Source organism: Bacillus sp. NMCN1, from assembly GCF_002998085.1.
In the GTDB taxonomy this organism is placed as follows: Bacteria; Bacillota; Bacilli; order Bacillales; family Bacillaceae; genus Bacillus.
This window is the reverse complement of record NZ_PVQL01000001.1, coordinates 1240651-1259979: the sequence shown is the minus strand read 5'-3', so window position 1 is coordinate 1259979 and position 19329 is coordinate 1240651. Positions and strand designations below refer to the sequence as shown.

Genomic DNA, 19329 nt, shown 5'->3' with positions numbered 1-19329 from the left:
TCAAGCTAGGTGATTTCAAGTGGCGCATTGAAGCAAGTGTTCGTATTTCGCTTGTCCTAAATCATCTATGTTAAAATGAATGAAGTAAAAAGTGAAAGTAGAACGAGGAGCTGACAAAATTGAAGGACTTTGAAGAAAAAACATTATCGACTAAAGAATTATACAACGGAAAAATCATTGATTTGGTTCTTGAAGATGTAGAATTGCCAAACGGAAAACAAGGCAAACGCGAAATCATCAAACATCCAGGTGCAGTAGCTGTCATTGCTCGGACAGACGAAAATAAGATCATCTTGGTCAAGCAATACCGTAAAGCATTAGAGAGAGCCATCGTTGAAATTCCGGCTGGAAAATTAGAGCCAGGAGAAGAGCCGGCACATACAGCACTGCGAGAATTAGAAGAAGAAACAGGGTACACCACTCAGCAGCTTCAAAAGCTGACAGCCTTTTATACATCACCAGGTTTTGCAGATGAAATCGTTCACATTTATCTTGCAGATCAGCTGGTTCCGCTTGAAGAAAAAAGAGAGCTGGATGAAGATGAATTTGTTGAAGTGATGGAAGTTTCATTAGAAGAAGCCTTGCACCTCATTGAAAAGCAGCATATTTATGATGCAAAAACGGCCTATGCCATTCAGTACTTACAACTGCAAGAGGTACTTAAGTCAACAAAATGAGGGAGTTTTTTGCAGATATCCATATTCATATTGGCAGAACAAGAACAGGCAGAGCTGTTAAAATTACAGGTGCAAGGTCACTGACAATTGACCAAATTCTCATTGAAGCAACGCAAAGTAAAGGGATGGGGATGATTGGTGTGATTGATGCACAATCTCCAGAAGTCCTAGAAGAATTAATAGAGGGTGTAGAGGAAGGCAAGTACACTGAACTAAATGATGGCGGTCTATCATTTGGACAGACCGTACTCCTTTTAGGCAGTGAATTAGAAATCAATGATGACCATTCAAAGGGTCCGATTCACGTACTGGCATTTATGCCTACACTTCACAAAATGTCTGAGTTCTCCGCGTGGCTCGCGCTTCATATGAAAAATGTGCATTTGAGTTCCCAGCGCCTTTATGTTGATGGGAAAACACTTCAGCGTAAGGTAAAGGAGCTAGGAGGCTTGTTTATTCCTGCTCATATTTTCACGCCGCATAAAAGCTTATTTGGCAAAGGAGTCAACACTTCTTTAACGGAAGTATTCGATCCAGACCTCATTGATGCTGTTGAACTGGGACTTAGCTGCGATACGTCAATGGCGTCCCAGTTAAGTGAGCTGAACCGGTATCCCTTTTTAACGAATTCAGATGCTCATTCTTTAGGGAAAATCGCGCGAGAATATACAAAAATCCAAATGGATCACGCCTCTTTTGCCGAATTCAAGCTAGCCCTTGAAGAGAAAGAGGGCAGAGCCATCACAGGAAATTATGGACTCGCCCCGCGGCTTGGGAAATACTATCATACAACCTGCGAGAAATGCGGAGCAAGACCTCGCACGCTAGATCAAGAAAAGTGCCACGCATGCGGACATACCCGGATGACAAAAGGGGTGAGTGAGCGTTTAAAGGAGCTTGCTGACCAAGAAAGTGATAAAGGAACAAGACCTCCTTATGTTCATCAGCTCCCGCTTCAATTTATTCCGGGTGTCGGAGCCAAAACGCTGGAGAAGCTAAAAGCCGTGTTTCACACAGAGATGAATATCCTTCATCAAGCAACAGAACAAGAACTAAAAGCTGTCCTGCCAGAAAAAACTGCCAATTACATCATCAAAGCAAGAAAAGGTGAAGTCGAACTGATCGCTGGCGGTGGCGGTGTGTACGGTAAGGTGGATATCAATCATGAATCAAGTTAACTGGACATGTCAAACGTTTGAACAATTGACAAAAGAGGATCTTTACCTGATTTTAATGGAAAGAGTCAATGTGTTTGTTGTTGAACAAACATGCCCTTACCCTGAAATTGATCACCGGGACCAAGAAGCGCTTCATCTGACTGCAAAAGAGAACGGCACGATTGTGGCTTATTGCCGAATTTTTCAAAGCGGAATCATGTACGAAGAGGCGTCCATTGGCCGCGTTCTTGTGACGCAGGCAGGCCGAAAAAAAGGCTATGGAAAAATGCTGCTCAGCAAGGCTATGGAAAAGCTGAGTGATTTAGGTGAAACAAGTGTCAAAATTCAGGCCCAGGCCTACCTGAAGTCGTTTTACGAATCATTTGGTTTTAAGGCCGTTTCAGATTGTTATGATGAAGATGGAATTCCGCATCTTGATATGGTGAAAGCAGAAAGATAGGCGTGTATACGTCTATCTTTTTTATGTCACATCGTGTATCATAACGTCAACGAAAGGGGTTTTGCCAAATGGGAAAAAGCAATGCAAAGAAAAAACGAGAACATATTCAAAGGCAGCACAGCCGAAACTCGGAACTATCGAGAGGAAACTTGCCGCATTTTAGCACACATGAAAGAAAGACAAAAACAAAACAAGAAGCCTTGCAGCACATGATGAAAAAACATAAAAGAAGGAATGCTTATGACCACTATCAAGAGGATCATAAGCATTTTTATTTTGCTTTTTTGTGACAACTAGTTCAAATAAATGGAAAAATTTTAAAAAATAGGACAAACGGTCGTTTCTTTTTGTCTAAAAATGTAGTTAAATGACAAAAAAGATGAAAGGGAGAGTGAGTATCATGAACGTCAAGTCAATTGGAGCAGGGCTTTGTATGGCAAGTATGATGCTGGCATCGGTCACGTTCGGCGCGTCACATATTTTTGCAAAGGAGCAAGCAAAAAAAGAGTACATGATCGGCTTTTCTTCTTCCATTCAAGATCATACACAAAAACAGCTTGTCGAAGAAGCTGGTGGGCATGTGAAAGAATCCATAGAGCAAATAGATATGATGAAAGTTTCCATGAATGAGGCATCGAAAGAGAAACTGAATCAAGCAAAAGAAGTGACCTTCATTGAAAAGGATCAAAAAGCAAAAACAAGCGGACAAACGATCCCATATGGCATCAAAAGCATCAAAGCACAAAAGGTACATACACGGGGATACGCAGGACAAAATGTCAAAGTAGCCGTTCTTGACAGCGGCATTGATGGCAAACATGAAGATTTGCATGTCACCGGCGGAGTCAGCTTTGTTCCAACAGAGTCAGATCCGCTTGTTGACCCGCATGAACACGGAACGCATGTGGCAGGCACAATTGTAGCGTTAGATAATAAGGTAGGTGTCGTTGGTGTTGCGCCAGAAGCTTCTATCTATGCGGTCAAGGTGGCAGATGAAAATGGTGACGGCTACTATAGCTGGATCATTAAAGGAATTGAATGGGCCATTGAGAATGACATGGATGTCATCAATATTAGTATGGGCGGAGCAAGTGAATCTGAAGCGCTGAAAGAAGCGGTAGATCGAGCATACGACAAAGGAATTCTCATTGTGGCTTCTGCTGGGAATGCAGGAAGCTATGGCTCTCTCAATACGGTTGACTATCCAGCTAAGTACAGCTCAGTGATGGCGGTTGCCTCTGTTGACCAAAGAAAGCAAAGAGCCTTTGACTCATCTGTTGGCGAAGAGGTGGAAGTCTCAGCACCGGGCGTTTCAACGCTCAGCACCATACCTCATAATGAATATGGATACAAGAGCGGAACATCCATGGCATCACCGCATGTAGCAGGAGCTGCGGCTGTCATTCTATCAAAACATCCGAATCTGACAAACGATGAAGTGCGCGAGAGACTTTCAAAAACGGCTACACAGCTTGGAGATCCCTTTTATTATGGTGCCGGGCTTGTGAACGTACAAAAAGCCGCACGATAAATGAGAAGAGAGAGCAGTGTTTAGGCTGCTTTCTCTTTTTTCTTTCAATAAAACTGTCATGTTTCGTAATCTCTCTCATACAATCTAGTAACCTTTACTATTTGGGAGGAAGACGCATGCGGAAAAAGTCTTGGAAGGAACATCTTCTTCAGCACGTAAAAGACCATCTATCGATTTATTTGTTTGTCTCTGTACTCTTTTTAATGGGCGTGATCTTTGGGGCCATCATCGTCAATAGTATGACAATTAGTCAGAAAGAGGATTTATTCTATTATTTAAATCAATTTTTTGGTCAGCTGACGAATGAGAAAGCAGCAGAATCAAAAGAAATGTTTTTGCAAAGCTTTTTGCATCATATGAAATATTTAGGTCTTATGTGGATACTAGGAATATCTATCGTTGGCCTGCCGCTCATCTTTCTCATGATCTTTTTAAAAGGAATTGTCGTTGGGTTTACAGTTGGTTTTCTAGTAAATCAAATGGGACTGAGTGGTTTTTTCCTTTCGTTCGTATCGGTTCTTCCGCAAAACATATTGCTTATTCCAGCCTATTTAGTGATTGGTACATGTGCGATTGCGTTTTCCATCCGTCTCATTGGGCAGCTGTTCATGAAAAAAACCATCAGTCAAGCACCCGTTCAGTGGTTCGCCCGGTATGCATCTGTTCTGCTGATGATTTTAGCACTTGCTGCACTTTCGTCCTTTTTTGAATCGTACGTATCTTTCATGCTCATGAAAAAGCTGGCAGGTGTTCTTTTTTCATAATTTTATAATCGTTATTAAATAATAATCAATTTATTTATCAATTTAAAATGATTATAGTTGGCTCTCAGCACATCATTTGATATAATGATCAAGTAATGTGGCGTAGGAGGGAAAGTCAATGGAAAATCGGATTGATCGAATTAAGAAACAGCTTCATTCTTCCAGCTATAAGCTCACGCCACAGCGTGAAGCAACAGTAAGAGTACTGCTTGAGAATGAAGAAGACCATTTAAGTGCAGAAGATGTATACCTCCTCGTAAAAGAGAAGTCTCCTGAAATTGGTCTTGCTACTGTTTATCGAACGTTAGAATTGCTAACTGAACTGAAAGTTGTTGATAAAATTAACTTTGGAGACGGCGTTTCGCGATATGATCTTCGCAAAGAAGGAGCCGCTCACTTCCATCATCATCTTGTCTGCATGGAATGCGGGACAGTCGATGAGATAGAAGATGATTTATTAGAAGACGTTGAAGAGATTATTGAACGTGACTGGAAATTTAAAATTAAGGATCATAGATTGACATTCCATGGTATTTGCCACCGGTGTCATGATGATGAATCCGGCAAATAATCCGAATTGGAACCTTTTCATTTAAGATGAAGAGGTTTTTTGCATTTTCGCTGTATATTCCTTGTCCCACCTGGCATATGCTGAAGTAATGAAAAGCTTGAGAAAGGACATGAAAATCATGCGAAAATGGCTCAAAACAACAGGTGAAGTGATGAAAGTATTCATCTTGTTCACTGGTTTTACCGTCCTGTTCTATTATGCTATGATATGGATAAATTCAGAATATGAAAGCTATCATCGTTATGATAAACCAGAGGGTGCAGCAATTAAAGTGATGGAAATGGATCAGCCGAATCAAGACAACTGGCAAGACCGATTGATTTATTTTTATCAAAACGGGGAGTAGAAATCATTGAACGATCAATTATCCGACTTTATTCATTTTATGACAGTAGAGAGAGGACTCTCTGAAAATACCATTGTTTCATATAAACGAGATTTACAGAACTACTTGTCTTTTTTAATGACACATGAGCAGCTGACAGATATCAAAGATGTCACGCGCCTGCACATCATTCATTATTTAAAGCAGCTAAAAGAGGAAGGGAAATCGAGTAAAACGTCAGTGCGGCATCTATCCTCAATCCGTTCCTTCCATCAATTTCTGCTTCGGGAAAAAGTGACAACAGATGATCCGTCATGGAACATTGAAACGCAAAAAACAGAGCGGAAATTACCGAAAGTTCTATCACTAGGGGAAGTCGAAAAGCTGCTTGATACACCAAATCAGCACACTCCCTTTGACTACCGTGACAAAGCGATGCTCGAGCTCTTATATGCAACAGGCATTCGCGTCAGTGAAATGCTGGATCTGACCCTTGCTGATGTTCACCTCACAATGGGCTTTATCCGTTGTTTTGGAAAAGGAAGAAAAGAGCGGATTGTGCCAATTGGTGAAGCTGCTGCAAGTGCGATTGAAGAATATATCGAAAAGGGAAGAAGCAAGCTGTTAAAAAAACAGCCGGCAGATGCCTTATTTCTCAATCATCACGGGAAAAAGATGTCGCGGCAAGGCTTCTGGAAGAATTTAAAAAAACGAGCCATCGAAGCAGGGATTCAAAAAGAACTCACACCCCATACACTCAGGCATTCATTTGCAACACATCTGCTTGAAAACGGTGCAGACCTAAGAGCTGTGCAGGAGATGCTTGGACATGCCGATATCTCGACGACACAAATTTATACACATGTGACGAAAACAAGACTGAAAGATGTGTATCACAAATTCCATCCAAGGGCATAAGTAAAGCATGACACGGTGAACGCGTGTCATGCTTTTTCATGTTTGCACCGTTTATGGTTGTCAACCGGCTTGTAAACGGTTTATACTTGAGATGTCAGACCTCTCTTTTTGAAAGGTCAATAGACAAGAATATTGAAGGAGGCGCTTTTTAATGCCTGATTATCAGTATAAACGCATTTTCCTCGTCGTAATGGATTCAGTAGGAATTGGGGAAGCCCCTGATGCTGCTGAATTTAATGATGTAGGTGCAGATACACTAGGACATATTGCTGAAAAAATGAACGGGCTTCATATGCCGAATATGGCTAAGCTTGGTCTGAGTCATATTAAAGAAATCAAAGGAATTCCAGCGGATGAAAAACCGCTTGCGTATTATGGAAAAATGCAAGAAGCATCAAATGGTAAAGACACAATGACTGGACACTGGGAAATCATGGGTCTTTACATAGACACACCGTTCAAAGTCTTTCCAGACGGATTCCCAGATGAACTATTAAATGAACTAAAAGAAAAAACAGGCAGAGGCATTATTGGAAATAAACCTGCGTCTGGTACTGAAATTTTAGACGAGCTTGGCGAAGAGCACATGAAAACAGGCGATTTAATCGTTTATACATCTGCGGATTCTGTGCTGCAAATTGCTGCGCACGAAGAAGTGGTGCCATTAGATGAACTTTACCGTATTTGTGAAATTGCACGTGAACTCACATTAGATGAAAAGTATATGGTTGGACGTATTATCGCTCGTCCGTTTGTCGGGGAGCCTGGCGCATTTGTCAGAACGCCAAACCGTCACGACTATGCTTTAAAACCATTTGACCGTACAGTCATGAATGAGCTGAAAGATGATGGGCTCGATGTGATTGCAATAGGAAAAATCTCTGATATTTATGATGGCGAAGGAATCACATCTTCTCTCAGAACAAAATCGAACATGGATGGAATGGACAAGCTGGTCGATACACTTAAAACAGACTTTACAGGACTCAGCTTTTTAAACCTTGTTGATTTTGACGCTCTTTACGGACATAGAAGAGATCCAGAGGGCTACGGAAAAGCACTAGAGGAATTTGACGCACGACTTCCTGAAGTGTTTGACCTGTTGAAAGAGGATGATCTCCTTGTGATCACAGCAGATCATGGAAATGATCCGGTTCATCACGGAACAGATCATACAAGAGAATATGTTCCGCTCATTGCTTACAGCAAAAAGCATCAAGGAGCAAATGAACTGCCAACAGCAAAAACCTTTGCTGATCTTGGGGCAACGGTTGCAGACAATTTCAAGTCAACGATGCCAAAATACGGAACAAGCTTTTTATCTAAACTCAAATAGGGGGAAATCTCGTGGGAGCACAGTTTTCAGAAGCGGCAGCATACATTAAACAAGCATCGACAAACGTACCAACAGTTGGATTGATCTTAGGTTCAGGGCTTGGCATTTTAGCAGATGAGATTGAAAATCCAATCAAATTGAAATATGAAGATATTCCTGGATTCCCTGTTTCAACAGTAGAGGGTCATGCAGGACAGCTCGTCATCGGGACGCTGAAAGGCACTGTCGTATGTGCGATGCAAGGTCGTTTTCATTTCTATGAAGGATATGATATGAAGCAAGTGACGTTTCCTGTCCGTGTGATGAAAGAAATTGGCATTAAGACATGCATTGTGACAAATGCAGCCGGCGGCGTGAATACGTCTTTCCGTCCAGGCGATCTCATGCTGATCACAGATCATATCAATATGATGGGGACCAATCCATTAATCGGACCAAATGACAGTCAAGGTGTTCGTTTCCCTGATATGTCTGCCCCATACGATAAAGATTTGCTGGCACTTGCAGAAGAAACAGCTCAGCGATTAGGTATATCTGTACAGCAGGGTGTTTATGCAGGGATGACAGGTCCTTCCTATGAAACACCAGCTGAAGTTCGTTTCCTCAGAACACTTGGAGCAGATGCTGTAGGCATGTCAACTGTTCCAGAGGTGATTGTTGCCCGTCATGCAGGAATCAAAGTGCTTGGTATTTCATGCATTTCCAATGCGGCATCAGGTATTTTAGATCAGCCGCTGTCTCATGATGAAGTCATTGAAGTAACGGAAAAAGTGAAAGCAAGTTTCCTTGATTTAGTAAAAGATATTGTCAAACAACTCTCATAGCATGTTTCAAGAAGCCTTCTGTTTATCGACAGAAGGCTTTTTTTATGGCAATCATACGATCTCTGAATAAAACAGCCTGGATGAGGAAAAAATAGAAAGGATTACGATAATGGAGGTCTGCCACTTGAAACGTCATATATGTGCATTGTTTATTTTAATGATCCTTATCTCAATGGTTTCACCATCAGCGATAGCAAAAGAAAAGATTGAAAAACCAGGAGAGAAACAAACATCAGAATTGGTGCACGAAGCCAAATCAGCCATCTTAATAGAACGTGACACGGGAAAAGTGCTTTACAACAAAAACAGCGATGAAAAGCTTGCACCCGCAAGTATGACCAAAATCATGACGATGCTTCTCATCATGGAAGCCATTGATCAAGGAAAACTGAAAATGACTGACAAGGTTAGAACAAGTGACTATGCAGCATCAATGGGAGGGTCACAAATCTTCCTTGAGCCTGGAGAAGAAATGACCGTGAAAGAAATGCTGAAAGGCATTGCGATTGCGTCAGGAAATGATGCTTCAGTTGCCATGGCAGAGCATATTGCAGGGTCTGAAGAACAGTTTGTGGAGCAAATGAACAAAAAGGCAAAAGAACTCGGCCTCACCTCTACGGTCTTTCAAAACCCAACAGGACTTCCTGAAAAAGACCATTACAGTACAGCTCATGATATGGCAAAAATGGCAAAAGAGCTGTTGAAATATGAACAAATCACCAAATTCACAGGTGTCTACGAAGACTATCTCCGTCAAAACACGGATAAAAAATTCTGGCTTGTGAATACGAACCGATTGATTAAATTTTATCCAGGTGTCGATGGGTTGAAAACAGGTTTTACAGGGGAAGCCAAATACTGTTTGACTGCATCCGCTAAAAAAGGAAACATGCGCGTCATTGCAGTTGTCTTCGGTGCAAGTACACCGAAAGACAGAAATGCTCAAGTGGTCAAAATGTTAGACTATGCATTTAATCAATACACCACTCACCCGCTTTACAAACGAGGACAAGACGTAGCCGAGATCAAGGTAAGCAAAGGGAAAAAGAAAAACATTCAGCTTGTTACCTCTGAGCCAATCTCCCTTTTAACGAAAAAAGGCGAGAATGTGGATCAGATTAAAAAAGAAATCAAATTGTCTCAGGATGTCACGGCCCCATTCTCAAAAGGAACGGAGCTTGGTACAATTGTCTTGAAAAAAGACGGGAAAGTGCTGCATGAAAGCCCTGTAGAAGCCAAAGAAGGAATGGAAAAAGCGGGCGTTTGGACTTTCTTCAAACGAGCGATGGCTGAATTTGTGAAATGGAAATAAAAAATGAAAGACTGCTGTAATTGGCAGTCTTTTTGCTATGAGGAAGAAGAAAAGAACATCTAAATGTGACGAATGGTCACTAGTTTTGTCATGGTGAAGGATTTACTTGATAAAAAAGAGAAACAATCTTTATCCGAAATTAGAGCAAGGAGGAATAAAAAGATGAGCCTTGATATTGACTTTCAAGTAAAAGAGAGCGTACTTTGCATTCGGTTAACAGGAGAGCTTGATCATCACTCCGCAGAAACATTGAGACAAAAGGTGACGAATTATTTGGAAACAGAGGACATTCGCCACATCGTGCTGAATTTGGCTGATTTAACGTTTATGGACAGCTCAGGACTCGGAGTGATTTTAGGAAGATATAAAGAAATTAAGCAGCTTGGCGGAGAAATGGTCGTCTGTGCTATCTCGCCTGCGGTGAACCGGTTATTTGATATGTCTGGCTTGTTTAAAATTATTCGTATGGAGCCTTCAGAGCAAACAGCTTTGCAAACATTGGGGGTGGCATCATGAGAAATGAAATGAACCTGACGTTCTCTGCTTTAAGTCAAAATGAATCCTTTGCGAGGGTGACAGTCGCGGCGTTTATCGCCCAGCTTGATCCGACATTAGATGAATTAACAGAAATCAAAACCGTTGTGTCAGAGGCGGTGACAAACTCCATTATCCATGGCTATGATGGGAATCCAGATGGCAAGGTGCATATCCATGTCACACTTGATGACCATGTTGTGTACCTCACCATCCGTGACGAAGGCATGGGAATTACAGATCTTGAGGAAGCAAGACAGCCGCTTTTTACCACAAAACCAGACTTAGAACGCTCTGGAATGGGCTTTACCATCATGGAGAATTTTATGGATGATGTGATGGTGGACTCATCTCCAGAAATGGGCACGACCATCCGTTTAACAAAGCATCTATCAAAAAGCAAAGCGCTTTGTAATTAAAGGAGCTGCTCATATGGATGTGGAGGTAAAAAAGCAAGCAAAAAAAGCCCAGCTGTCAAATGATGAAGTCAAAGAGCTCATCAAAAAAAGCCAAGACGGTGATCAGCAAGCAAGAGACCTCCTCGTAGAAAAAAACATGCGTCTTGTTTGGTCCGTTGTTCAGCGTTTTTTAAATAGAGGATATGAACCAGATGATTTGTTTCAGATTGGCTGTATTGGACTGCTAAAATCTGTTGATAAATTTGATTTGTCATATGATGTGAAGTTTTCGACCTACGCCGTTCCAATGATCATTGGTGAAATCCAGCGATTCATCCGGGATGATGGGACGGTTAAAGTCAGCCGGTCACTTAAGGAACTCGGAAATAAAATTCGGCGGGCAAGAGATGAATTGTCTAAGTCTCACGGAAGAATGCCGACTGTCCAGGAAATAGCCGAATATCTTGATATCACACCAGAGGATGTCGTCCTTGCCCAAGAAGCGGTCCGCTCACCGTCATCGATTCATGAAACCGTGTATGAAAATGACGGGGACCCGATTACATTGCTTGATCAAATTGCCGATCATTCAGAAGAAAGATGGTTTGATAAAATCGCCCTGAAAGAAGCGATCAAGGAATTGGAAGAACGAGAAAAACTCATTGTGTACTTAAGATACTATAAAGACCAAACACAATCTGAGGTAGCGGAGAGGCTCGGTATTTCACAAGTACAAGTCTCGCGGCTTGAAAAGAAAATTTTAAAACAAATCCAAATGCAAATGGATCAAAAAGACAGCTAGCCAATTCGGCTGGCTTTTTTTGTGTGGTAATTACCGGTAAATCAAGTTCTATCGGTATGAGAACCATTTTTCACCACATACTATTTTTAACCCATCGTTTAGGAAGTGACTTGGATGGACGGACAACAAATCTTTCTTCGGCTGCGCCATCGAATCAAGACCGGTAATGATCAGCTCATTTATTTAGAAGATATCGCCCAAATCACTGGTGATGAGTTTGCTGTGCAAAAGCTTAGCAAAATGCCGATATATCATGTCAGTAAAAAGGATCGTCACATCGCCGTTCTTGATATCATGCATGTGGTCAAAACGATCAAAAAAACATGGCCAGACATCGACATTCAAACCGTTGGAGGCGCTGAGGCCATTGTCGAAATTGATACAGGCAAACGCCAGCTTTCTCCCGTTCTATTTGTGTTTGTATGGCTCCTGTTATTTGTCGGAGCGGCGCTTGCCATTATGAATTTCCACGAGGATGTCAGTATGCGGCTCGTTCATATCCGCTTATATGAAATGATCACAGGAAAAACGGTTGAGCATCCTTATTTATTGCAAATTCCATATAGCTTAGGACTAGGCTTCGGCATGATTTTATTTTTCAATCATGTATTTAAAAAGCGTTTAAATGAAGAACCAAGTCCGCTCGAAGTGGAAATGTTTAAATATCAGCTCGATCTCGATCATTATGTCGCCCTCAAAGAAAATAAAGAAACTATGAAAGACATCCATGATCGGTAAGTGGCTTTTTGTCGTGCTTGTTGGACTTGGCGGCGGTTTAACGGTAGGAGCAGGATTTGTGGCATTTCTCACAGTGCTGGGCATCATCCCTCGTTTAATGCAATTAACCAAAACGCAGCGCTTCATACAAGGGTACGAGGCGGCTGTCATCAGCGGGGCGGTCGTTGGCGGCTGGGCAACCTTAAGTCCAATACATTTGCATTTATCCAAATGGCTGGCGCTTCCGATTGGTCTTTTAGCAGGTATCTTTGTCGGCATGCTTGCAGCTGCGCTGACTGAAGTATTAAATGTACTTCCTATATTAACGAAAAGAATTGGAATGGACGGGAAAATTGTTTTGCTTCTCATGGCCATTGTCTTAGGAAAGGTATTTGGTTCACTATTTCATTGGCTGATTTATATTTAAGAATTTGGAGGGAACAACACGTGTCGAGTTTAAAAGAGAACTATCCATCTAAGGTGAAAACGTATCAGCCTAAACCTCCTTATGTCCTCAACTGCATCAAGGCTTTTCTTGTTGGTGGGTTGATCTGCGCTATAGGCGAGGGGCTGCAAAACTTCTATATCCACTTTTTTGATTTTAATGAAAAGACAGCAGGGAACCCAACCGTGGCGACCCTCATTTTAATTTCTTCTATATTAACTGGTATCGGTATTTACGATAGGATCGGCCAGTTTGCTGGAGCGGGGTCGGCTGTTCCGGTGACAGGATTTGCAAACAGTATGACAAGTGCTGCCCTTGAGCATAGAAGTGAAGGGCTTGTTTTAGGGGTTGCCACAAATATGTTTAAGCTCGCTGGGAACGTCATTGTGTTTGGTGTCGTCTCGGCATATGTCGTAGGAATCATTCGATACGTCTTGGAAAAGATGTTTTCGTAGGAGGAATGAAACGTGAAACTAACAGGTAAACAATCTTGGGTATTTGAGCATAAGCTTTACGTCAATGCAGAAGGAACTGCTGCAGGGCCGAAAGAAAAAGAAGGACCGATTGGTCATTTAATTGATAAAACATACGATGAAATGCATTGTGATCAAAAGAACTGGGAAATGGCTGAAAGAAAACTCATGGATGATGCGATATCCAACGCTTTATCAAAAGCAAATTTGCAAAAAAGCGATATTGATCTATTGCTGGCAGGAGATTTACTCAATCAAAACGTCACAGCAAACTATGTGGCAAGAGAACTGAAAATCCCGTTTCTGTGCTTGTTTGGGGCATGCTCAACCTCAATGGAATCGGTCGCCATTGCGTCAGCACTCGTTGATGGCGGCTTTGCCAATAGAGCTATTGCAGCAACAAGCAGTCATAATGCGACGGCAGAACGCCAATTTCGTAATCCGACAGAATACGGCGGACAAAAGCCAGATACAGCCACAAGTACAGTCACTGGGAGCGGGGCTGTTATTATCAGCCAAGAGCCCTCTCAAATTCAAATTACAAGCGCTACCGTAGGCAGGGTGATGGATCTTGGGATTACAGATGCATTTGACATGGGATCGGCAATGGCGCCGGCAGCGGCAGACACCATCAAGCAGCATTTAGAAGACTTAGGGAGAACAGTGGATGATTACGATTTGATCTTAACAGGGGATTTATCTGGCATTGGTTCACCGATCTTAAAGGATCTTCTGAAGGAAGAAGGCATTCAGCTTGGGAGAAAGCATGATGATTGCGGTTTAATCATCTATACACCCGATCAAAATGTATTCGCTGGTGGGAGCGGCTGTGCTTGTTCAGCTGTTGTGACGTTCAGTCATATTTTTCAAGAAATGAAAGCAGGAAATCTGCAAAGAGTACTCGTTGTGGCAACCGGGGCGCTTCTAAGCCCAACGATGGTCCAGCAAAAAGAGACCATTCCAACCATTGCACACGGGGTCGTATTTGAGCGTGCAGGAGGAGAGAGCTAATGGATTATCTTATCGCTTTTGTTGCAGGCGGACTTATTTGCATCATTGGCCAGCTTTTACTAGACGTACTCAAACTCACGCCTGCACATGTCATGACCACCTTTGTTGTGGCGGGTACCATCTTAGACGGATTCGGTATTTATGATAAATTTATTGAATTTGCAGGTGCGGGCGCAACCGTACCAATCGTCAGCTTTGGTCATAGCTTGCTTCATGGGGCGATGCATCAGGCAGATGTACACGGGTTCATCGGAATCGGGATCGGTATTTTTGAATTAACTTCTGCTGGAATATCAGCTGCGATTTTATTCTCATTTATTATCGCTCTTATCTTTAAACCGAAAGGATAACCTAATATGGGGCAAAGACGGAAAGTCATTTTAGTGACAGACGGAGATATATATGCTGCCAAAACCATTGAGCTTGCTGCTAAAAAAGTCGGTGGACGATGTATTTCCAGCTCAAAAGGAAATCCAAGCAAACGGACAGGGCCTGAACTTGTGCAGATGATTTTAAAAACGCCGTATGATCCAGTGTTTGTCATGTTTGATGACTCTGGCCTGACAGGTGAAGGAATAGGGGAGACGGCGATGAAACATGTTGCGCGTCACCCCGCAATTGAAGTCATTGGAGCAATCGCCGTTGCATCCAAAACGCATCAAGCTGAATGGACAAAGGTTCATGTTTCCATTGACCGGGAGGGTGAACTGACAGAATACGGTGTCGACAAGCACGGTCTTCCCGAAATGGAACCTCATAAAATGAGCGGAGATACAGTGTATTGTCTTGACTCGCTCGATCTTCCGTTTGTTGTTGGGATTGGAGATATTGGCAAAATGGGACGTAAAGATGATCTGAGCAAGGGGTCTCCGATCACAATGAAAGCAGTTGAATTAATTTTAGAAAGGAGTGGTTTCTATGAAGAAAGACAAGGTAAACGTGTACCGAGACCCGAAGAAAAATGAAGATTACTTCAAGGAAAATGTCGGAATGGGTCTTAGCTTTGACCTTGGCGTGCGGAAAATTTATATACACGATCAGGAAATCCAACTTTACTATGTAAACGGACTGTGTGATACACAGTATGTCATCTACTTATTAAAAGAGCTAATTGAAATCAATGACAACGAACCTGAATCAGATGACCTGGCACGTGTGGTCGAGAACCGTCTAGTCAATCAGCAGGTCTCGAAGGTTGAAACGCTCGATGAAGCGGTAGACCAAGTGCTGTCGGGGCTTGTGGCAGTTGTAGTAGAAGGTGAAAACTACGCATTTATCATTGATGTCAGAAGCTACCCTGGCAGAATGCCAGAGGAGCCGGATACAGAAAAGGTTGTCCGGGGCGCAAGAGACGGCTTTGTTGAAAATATTATTGTCAATACAGCACTCATTCGAAGAAGGGTGCGAGATGAAAAACTGAGATACAAAATGCTCAAAGTAGGCGAACGTTCGAAAGCGGATGTATGTGTTTGCTACATTGAAGATATTGCGGACCCAGATCTTGTGGATATTATCGAAAAAGAAGTGTCAGGAATCAAAGTCGATGGGCTGACGATGTCTGATAAAACGATTGAAGAATTCATTATTAAACAAGGATACAATCCCTTTCCACTTGTACGTTACACCGAGCGTCCAGATGTCGCCGCTAACCATATACTAGAAGGGCATGTCATCATCATTACGGACACATCTCCTAGTGTCATCATTACGCCAACCACCATTTTTCACCACGTTCAGCACGCAGAAGAATACCGCCAGGCACCTGCAGTTGGTACGTTCCTAAGATGGGTACGCTTTTTAGGCATTTTATGTTCAACATTTCTTTTACCGATTTGGTTTCTGTTTATCCTTGAACCAAGTCTTCTGCCGGACAATTTAAGCTATATTGGCTTTAACAAACCCTCTCATATTCCTGTGATTGTTCAAGTATTCCTTGCTGATTTTGGGGTGGAATTTTTAAGGATGGCAGCGATACATACGCCAACCGCTTTGTCGACCGCCATGGGGCTGATTGCGGCTGTTTTAATTGGACAAATCGCCATTGATGTCGGTTTATTTACGCCAGAGGTCATCTTATACGTCTCACTAGCGGCAATCGGTACATTTACAACCCCAAGCTATGAGCTGAGTGTCGCCAATAAGATTGTACGACTCATCATACTAGCCCTAGTAGCGATCTTTAAGCTGAATGGACTCATCATTGGTTTTACGTTGTTAATCATCTATTTAACATCCATTCGTTCATTGCAGACGCCTTATATGTGGCCGTTCCTTCCTTTTAATGGGAAAGCTTTATGGCAAGTGTTAATTCGGACGTCAGTTCCTGGCTCAAAAGTAAGGCCAAGCATCGTTCACCCTCAAAACAGATCAAAAATTCCGCCAAATTCTTAACGCTCATTGAAAGTGGCTGAAGATTGTGATATTGTATTTTTAACTTTGAGAAACGGCAAAAGGCAGCTCACGCAGCTGTCTTTTTTCAGCCGAGGCGGAGAAAGAGGGAATGACATTGTATTTACACGGCACTTGCAGACAAAATGAACTCGGTCATTTAGAAATTGGTGGTGTTGATGCCGTTTCTTTAGCTGAAACGTATGGGACACCACTTTATGTATATGATGTGGCTTTAATACGGGAGCGTGCAAAAAGCTTTCAAAAAGCATTTATAGAAGAAGAGTTAAAAGCGCAGGTAGCATATGCGAGTAAAGCATTTTCCTCCATCGCGATGTTTCAGCTTGCCAAGGAAGAAGGATTATCTCTTGATGTCGTATCAGGTGGGGAGCTTCACACAGCCATTTGCGCCGGCTTTCCGGTAGAAAAAATTCATTTCCATGGCAACAATAAAAGCAGAGAAGAATTGAAAATGGCGTTAGAGCACGAGATCGGCTGTATTGTCGTAGATAATTTCTACGAAATGAAGCTCATTGAAGAGCTTGGTCAAGAGCTGTCAAAACAGGTAAAAGTGCTGCTCCGTATCACACCAGGTGTCGAAGCGCATACGCATGATTACATTACAACAGGCCAAGAGGATTCCAAATTTGGTTTTGACCTTCACAATGGACAAGCAGATGAAGCGGTGAAACAAGTGCTTGGATCAGAAGTGATCGAGCTGTTAGGCGTTCATTGCCATATCGGTTCACAAATTTTTGATACGGCTGGTTTTGTCCTTGCAGCTGATAAAATCTTTTTGAAGCTGGATGAATGGAGAGAATCATTTGGTTTTATTTCGACCGTGTTAAACTTAGGCGGCGGCTTTGGCATCCGTTATACACAAGAAGATGAACCACTTCCTGCGACAGAATACGTCGAGAAAATTATCCAAGCTGTAAAAGAGAACGTGGCCCGCTATGAGTTTGATATGCCGGAGATTTGGATTGAGCCAGGTCGCTCTCTTGTTGGAGATGCAGGGACAACGCTTTATACGATCGGTTCATCAAAACATGTACCTGGCATTCGCGATTATGTTGCGGTAGATGGGGGAATGAGTGACAACATTCGCCCAGCTTTATACCAAGCGAAATATGAAGCGGCCAGTGCCAACAAAATGAGCCAAACGCATGATAAAACGGTGTCCATTGCAGGGAAATGCTGTGAAAGCGGAGATATGCTCATTTGGGATATCGATCTGCCAGAGTTATCACAAGGAGATTTATTAGCTGTCTTTTGTACCGGAGCTTACGGCTACAGTATGTCAAACAACTATAACCGCATCCCGCGCCCGGCTGTTGTATTTGTAGAAGACGGGGAAGCGCAGCTTGTGGTTGAACGCGAAACATATGCGGATATTGTCAAACTTGATTTACCGTATCAATCAAAAGTGAAATCATCTACGTAAAAAAGCTGCCTGATATCCAGACAGCTTTTTTATTATGACTTATTTTGCTCCAGTAAATACAGAGACGATCGCGTTCCAAATGGAGACAAAGAAATCCCAAATCTTTTGAAGAAGGTTTTTCCCTTCATCTGATTCTATGAATTTCGTAATCTTGTCTTTTGCTTTATCAATTTGAGACCCGACTTGGTTCCAATCGATATTGATGTTCTTCATTTTATCGAATAGTGAAATGAGCTGATCCTTTTGATCTTGTGTTAGATTTAAGTTTAAATCAGAAGCAGCCTGATCCACTTTTTCTTCTACTTCTTTTGTTGTTTTAGGGACACCATTTTTCGCAATGTCATCTTTGATTTTTGCAATAAGGGCAGAAGCATTGTCTTTCCCGATGGAGTCACCCAATTTAGAAGTTGTCACAAGCTCTTCGTTTGCTACCTGCTTCACATCTTCTGGAATGGCTTTGTCGCTTGACACTTCATAGGCTTTTAATAGACCTGTGAGTGCGGCTGTACCAGAAACTTCAAACGGCGCAGTCACGACAACCTTGGCATCCTTGACACCTGCTGTCATTAAAGCATTTAAATACATCTCATCTGTAATGGTCTTGATGTTATGTGTATCCACAGTCAGACCAGTACCTGATTTTTCAATGGTGATAGATGAAGATGATAATGCTCTCGTCCCGATAGAAGAACGAGGGATATACTTTCCTAAATATTCATGCTCTTCTTTATTGGTTACTTCAATTTTTGTTGCATTTTCAGGTGGATTCAACTCGTCAAGCACCTTCTGGCGATCAGCCGGAGTTAAGTCTTGCCCAAGTGTGACGATGACATCGCCGACAGCTGCATCCGCTAAGCTGACTTTTGGCGCACCAATTAGGAAAAGGAGCGCTGCCATCATACCAAGCATTGATTTTTTAAACATGTTGACCTCCTTCAAGTCGAAAGGGTTCCCCTTTCAAGAGAAACTCATCTTTTGAGTACACGTAAAGAAATGCACTCCATCATATAGACGTAACAAATCGATTCGACGTTTCAATTTTCTTTTTAAGATGTTTTCCTGTTCCAATAAATGAAGACATGTTGCTCAGTCTGTTATCAATTTAATAGTAAAAAAGGATCAAGCTCTTCCATTGTATCAATCCTAAGAAAAGAGGTAAATCACAATCAAAGAGCAGGGGATGTTTAACATCACCGAAAATGTGCTATAATGAGCGTTGTTTAACCTGAAAGGAGAATGTGA

24 protein-coding genes are annotated in these 19329 nt (G+C 42.1%); 23 read left to right on the top strand and 1 reads right to left on the bottom strand.

What is annotated here, in order from left to right:
- The first annotated feature begins 119 nt into the window (after nt 1-119).
- The 23 genes from C6W21_RS06685 (at nt 120) to lysA (ending at nt 18087) form a co-directional block, all read left to right on the top strand.
- Entirely contained in the window at nt 120-677 is a 558-nt protein-coding gene (locus C6W21_RS06685; protein ID WP_060596775.1) for an NUDIX hydrolase, read from the top strand.
- Nucleotides 674-1855, top strand: a complete 1182-nt coding sequence (locus C6W21_RS06680) for a TIGR00375 family protein (protein ID WP_106049727.1) — start codon at nt 674-676, stop codon at nt 1853-1855. The genes C6W21_RS06685 and C6W21_RS06680 overlap by 4 nt, the downstream gene beginning before the upstream one ends.
- A complete protein-coding gene (locus tag C6W21_RS06675) occupies nt 1842-2294 on the top strand; it encodes a GNAT family N-acetyltransferase (protein ID WP_106049726.1) in 453 nt (150 codons plus the stop codon). The genes C6W21_RS06680 and C6W21_RS06675 overlap by 14 nt, the downstream gene beginning before the upstream one ends.
- 68 nt (nt 2295-2362) lie before the next feature.
- Nucleotides 2363-2584 carry a hypothetical protein gene (locus C6W21_RS06670; protein ID WP_106049725.1) on the top strand — a complete coding sequence of 74 codons (222 nt, stop codon included), beginning with the start codon at nt 2363-2365 and terminating at the stop codon, nt 2582-2584.
- Nucleotides 2585-2694: 110 nt separating this feature from the next.
- A complete protein-coding gene (locus C6W21_RS06665; RefSeq protein WP_106049724.1) occupies nt 2695-3825 on the top strand; it encodes a S8 family peptidase in 1131 nt (376 codons plus the stop codon).
- Nucleotides 3826-3941: 116 nt separating this feature from the next.
- Nucleotides 3942-4589 (top strand): stage II sporulation protein M, encoded by a 648-nt coding sequence (gene spoIIM / locus C6W21_RS06660; RefSeq protein ID WP_106049723.1) that lies wholly within the window; start codon nt 3942-3944, stop codon nt 4587-4589.
- 118 nt (nt 4590-4707) lie between these two features.
- On the top strand, nt 4708-5160 hold the full coding sequence (gene fur / locus C6W21_RS06655) for a ferric iron uptake transcriptional regulator (protein WP_003215577.1): 453 nt from the start codon (nt 4708-4710) through the stop codon (nt 5158-5160).
- Nucleotides 5161-5278: 118 nt separating this feature from the next.
- Nucleotides 5279-5506, top strand: coding sequence for a YqzK family protein (locus tag C6W21_RS06650; RefSeq protein ID WP_003215798.1), 228 nt, complete (start codon nt 5279-5281; stop codon nt 5504-5506).
- Nucleotides 5507-5512: 6 nt separating this feature from the next.
- Nucleotides 5513-6403, top strand: a complete 891-nt coding sequence (gene xerD, locus C6W21_RS06645) for a site-specific tyrosine recombinase XerD (RefSeq protein ID WP_034661153.1) — start codon at nt 5513-5515, stop codon at nt 6401-6403.
- 151 nt (nt 6404-6554) lie between these two features.
- Entirely contained in the window at nt 6555-7739 is a 1185-nt protein-coding gene (gene deoB / locus C6W21_RS06640; RefSeq protein WP_106049722.1) for a phosphopentomutase, read from the top strand.
- A gap of 11 nt (nt 7740-7750) precedes the next feature.
- Nucleotides 7751-8563, top strand: a complete 813-nt coding sequence (locus C6W21_RS06635) for a purine-nucleoside phosphorylase (protein WP_106049721.1) — start codon at nt 7751-7753, stop codon at nt 8561-8563.
- Between the two features lie 157 nt (nt 8564-8720).
- Nucleotides 8721-9875 carry a D-alanyl-D-alanine carboxypeptidase family protein gene (locus tag C6W21_RS06630; RefSeq protein WP_411266025.1) on the top strand — a complete coding sequence of 385 codons (1155 nt, stop codon included), beginning with the start codon at nt 8721-8723 and terminating at the stop codon, nt 9873-9875.
- Nucleotides 9876-10037: 162 nt separating this feature from the next.
- A complete protein-coding gene (gene spoIIAA, locus C6W21_RS06625) occupies nt 10038-10391 on the top strand; it encodes an anti-sigma F factor antagonist (protein WP_012010448.1) in 354 nt (117 codons plus the stop codon).
- Nucleotides 10388-10828, top strand: coding sequence for an anti-sigma F factor (spoIIAB, locus tag C6W21_RS06620; RefSeq protein WP_024422865.1), 441 nt, complete (start codon nt 10388-10390; stop codon nt 10826-10828). The genes spoIIAA and spoIIAB overlap by 4 nt, the downstream gene beginning before the upstream one ends.
- Nucleotides 10829-10841: 13 nt before the next feature.
- Nucleotides 10842-11609: an RNA polymerase sporulation sigma factor SigF gene (sigF, locus tag C6W21_RS06615; RefSeq protein WP_024422864.1), complete on the top strand. Its 768-nt coding sequence runs from the start codon at nt 10842-10844 to the stop codon at nt 11607-11609.
- Nucleotides 11610-11723: 114 nt separating this feature from the next.
- Entirely contained in the window at nt 11724-12347 is a 624-nt protein-coding gene (locus tag C6W21_RS06610; protein ID WP_106049719.1) for a stage V sporulation protein AA, read from the top strand.
- Nucleotides 12337-12753: a stage V sporulation protein AB gene (locus tag C6W21_RS06605; protein ID WP_034661142.1), complete on the top strand. Its 417-nt coding sequence runs from the start codon at nt 12337-12339 to the stop codon at nt 12751-12753. The genes C6W21_RS06610 and C6W21_RS06605 overlap by 11 nt, the downstream gene beginning before the upstream one ends.
- A 20-nt stretch (nt 12754-12773) precedes the next feature.
- Complete coding sequence (spoVAC, locus tag C6W21_RS06600; RefSeq protein WP_065098331.1) at nt 12774-13226, top strand: stage V sporulation protein AC; 453 nt, start codon at nt 12774-12776, stop codon at nt 13224-13226.
- A gap of 12 nt (nt 13227-13238) precedes the next feature.
- A complete protein-coding gene (gene spoVAD / locus C6W21_RS06595) occupies nt 13239-14255 on the top strand; it encodes a stage V sporulation protein AD (protein ID WP_106049718.1) in 1017 nt (338 codons plus the stop codon).
- Complete coding sequence (gene spoVAE, locus C6W21_RS06590; RefSeq protein WP_106049717.1) at nt 14255-14605, top strand: stage V sporulation protein AE; 351 nt, start codon at nt 14255-14257, stop codon at nt 14603-14605. The genes spoVAD and spoVAE overlap by 1 nt, the downstream gene beginning before the upstream one ends.
- 6 nt (nt 14606-14611) lie before the next feature.
- Nucleotides 14612-15220 (top strand): stage V sporulation protein SpoVABEA, encoded by a 609-nt coding sequence (spoVAEA, locus tag C6W21_RS06585; RefSeq protein ID WP_106049716.1) that lies wholly within the window; start codon nt 14612-14614, stop codon nt 15218-15220.
- Nucleotides 15174-16646, top strand: a complete 1473-nt coding sequence (locus C6W21_RS06580) for a spore germination protein (protein WP_411266013.1) — start codon at nt 15174-15176, stop codon at nt 16644-16646. Before spoVAEA ends, C6W21_RS06580 begins: the two co-directional genes overlap by 47 nt.
- Nucleotides 16647-16761: 115 nt before the next feature.
- Complete coding sequence (lysA, locus tag C6W21_RS06575; RefSeq protein ID WP_106049714.1) at nt 16762-18087, top strand: diaminopimelate decarboxylase; 1326 nt, start codon at nt 16762-16764, stop codon at nt 18085-18087.
- A gap of 39 nt (nt 18088-18126) precedes the next feature.
- Here the strand turns inward: lysA and C6W21_RS06570 are convergent, their stop codons facing one another.
- Nucleotides 18127-19011 (bottom strand): DUF1002 domain-containing protein, encoded by an 885-nt coding sequence (locus C6W21_RS06570; protein WP_106049713.1) that lies wholly within the window; start codon nt 19009-19011, stop codon nt 18127-18129.
- Nucleotides 19012-19329: the final 318 nt, after the last annotated feature.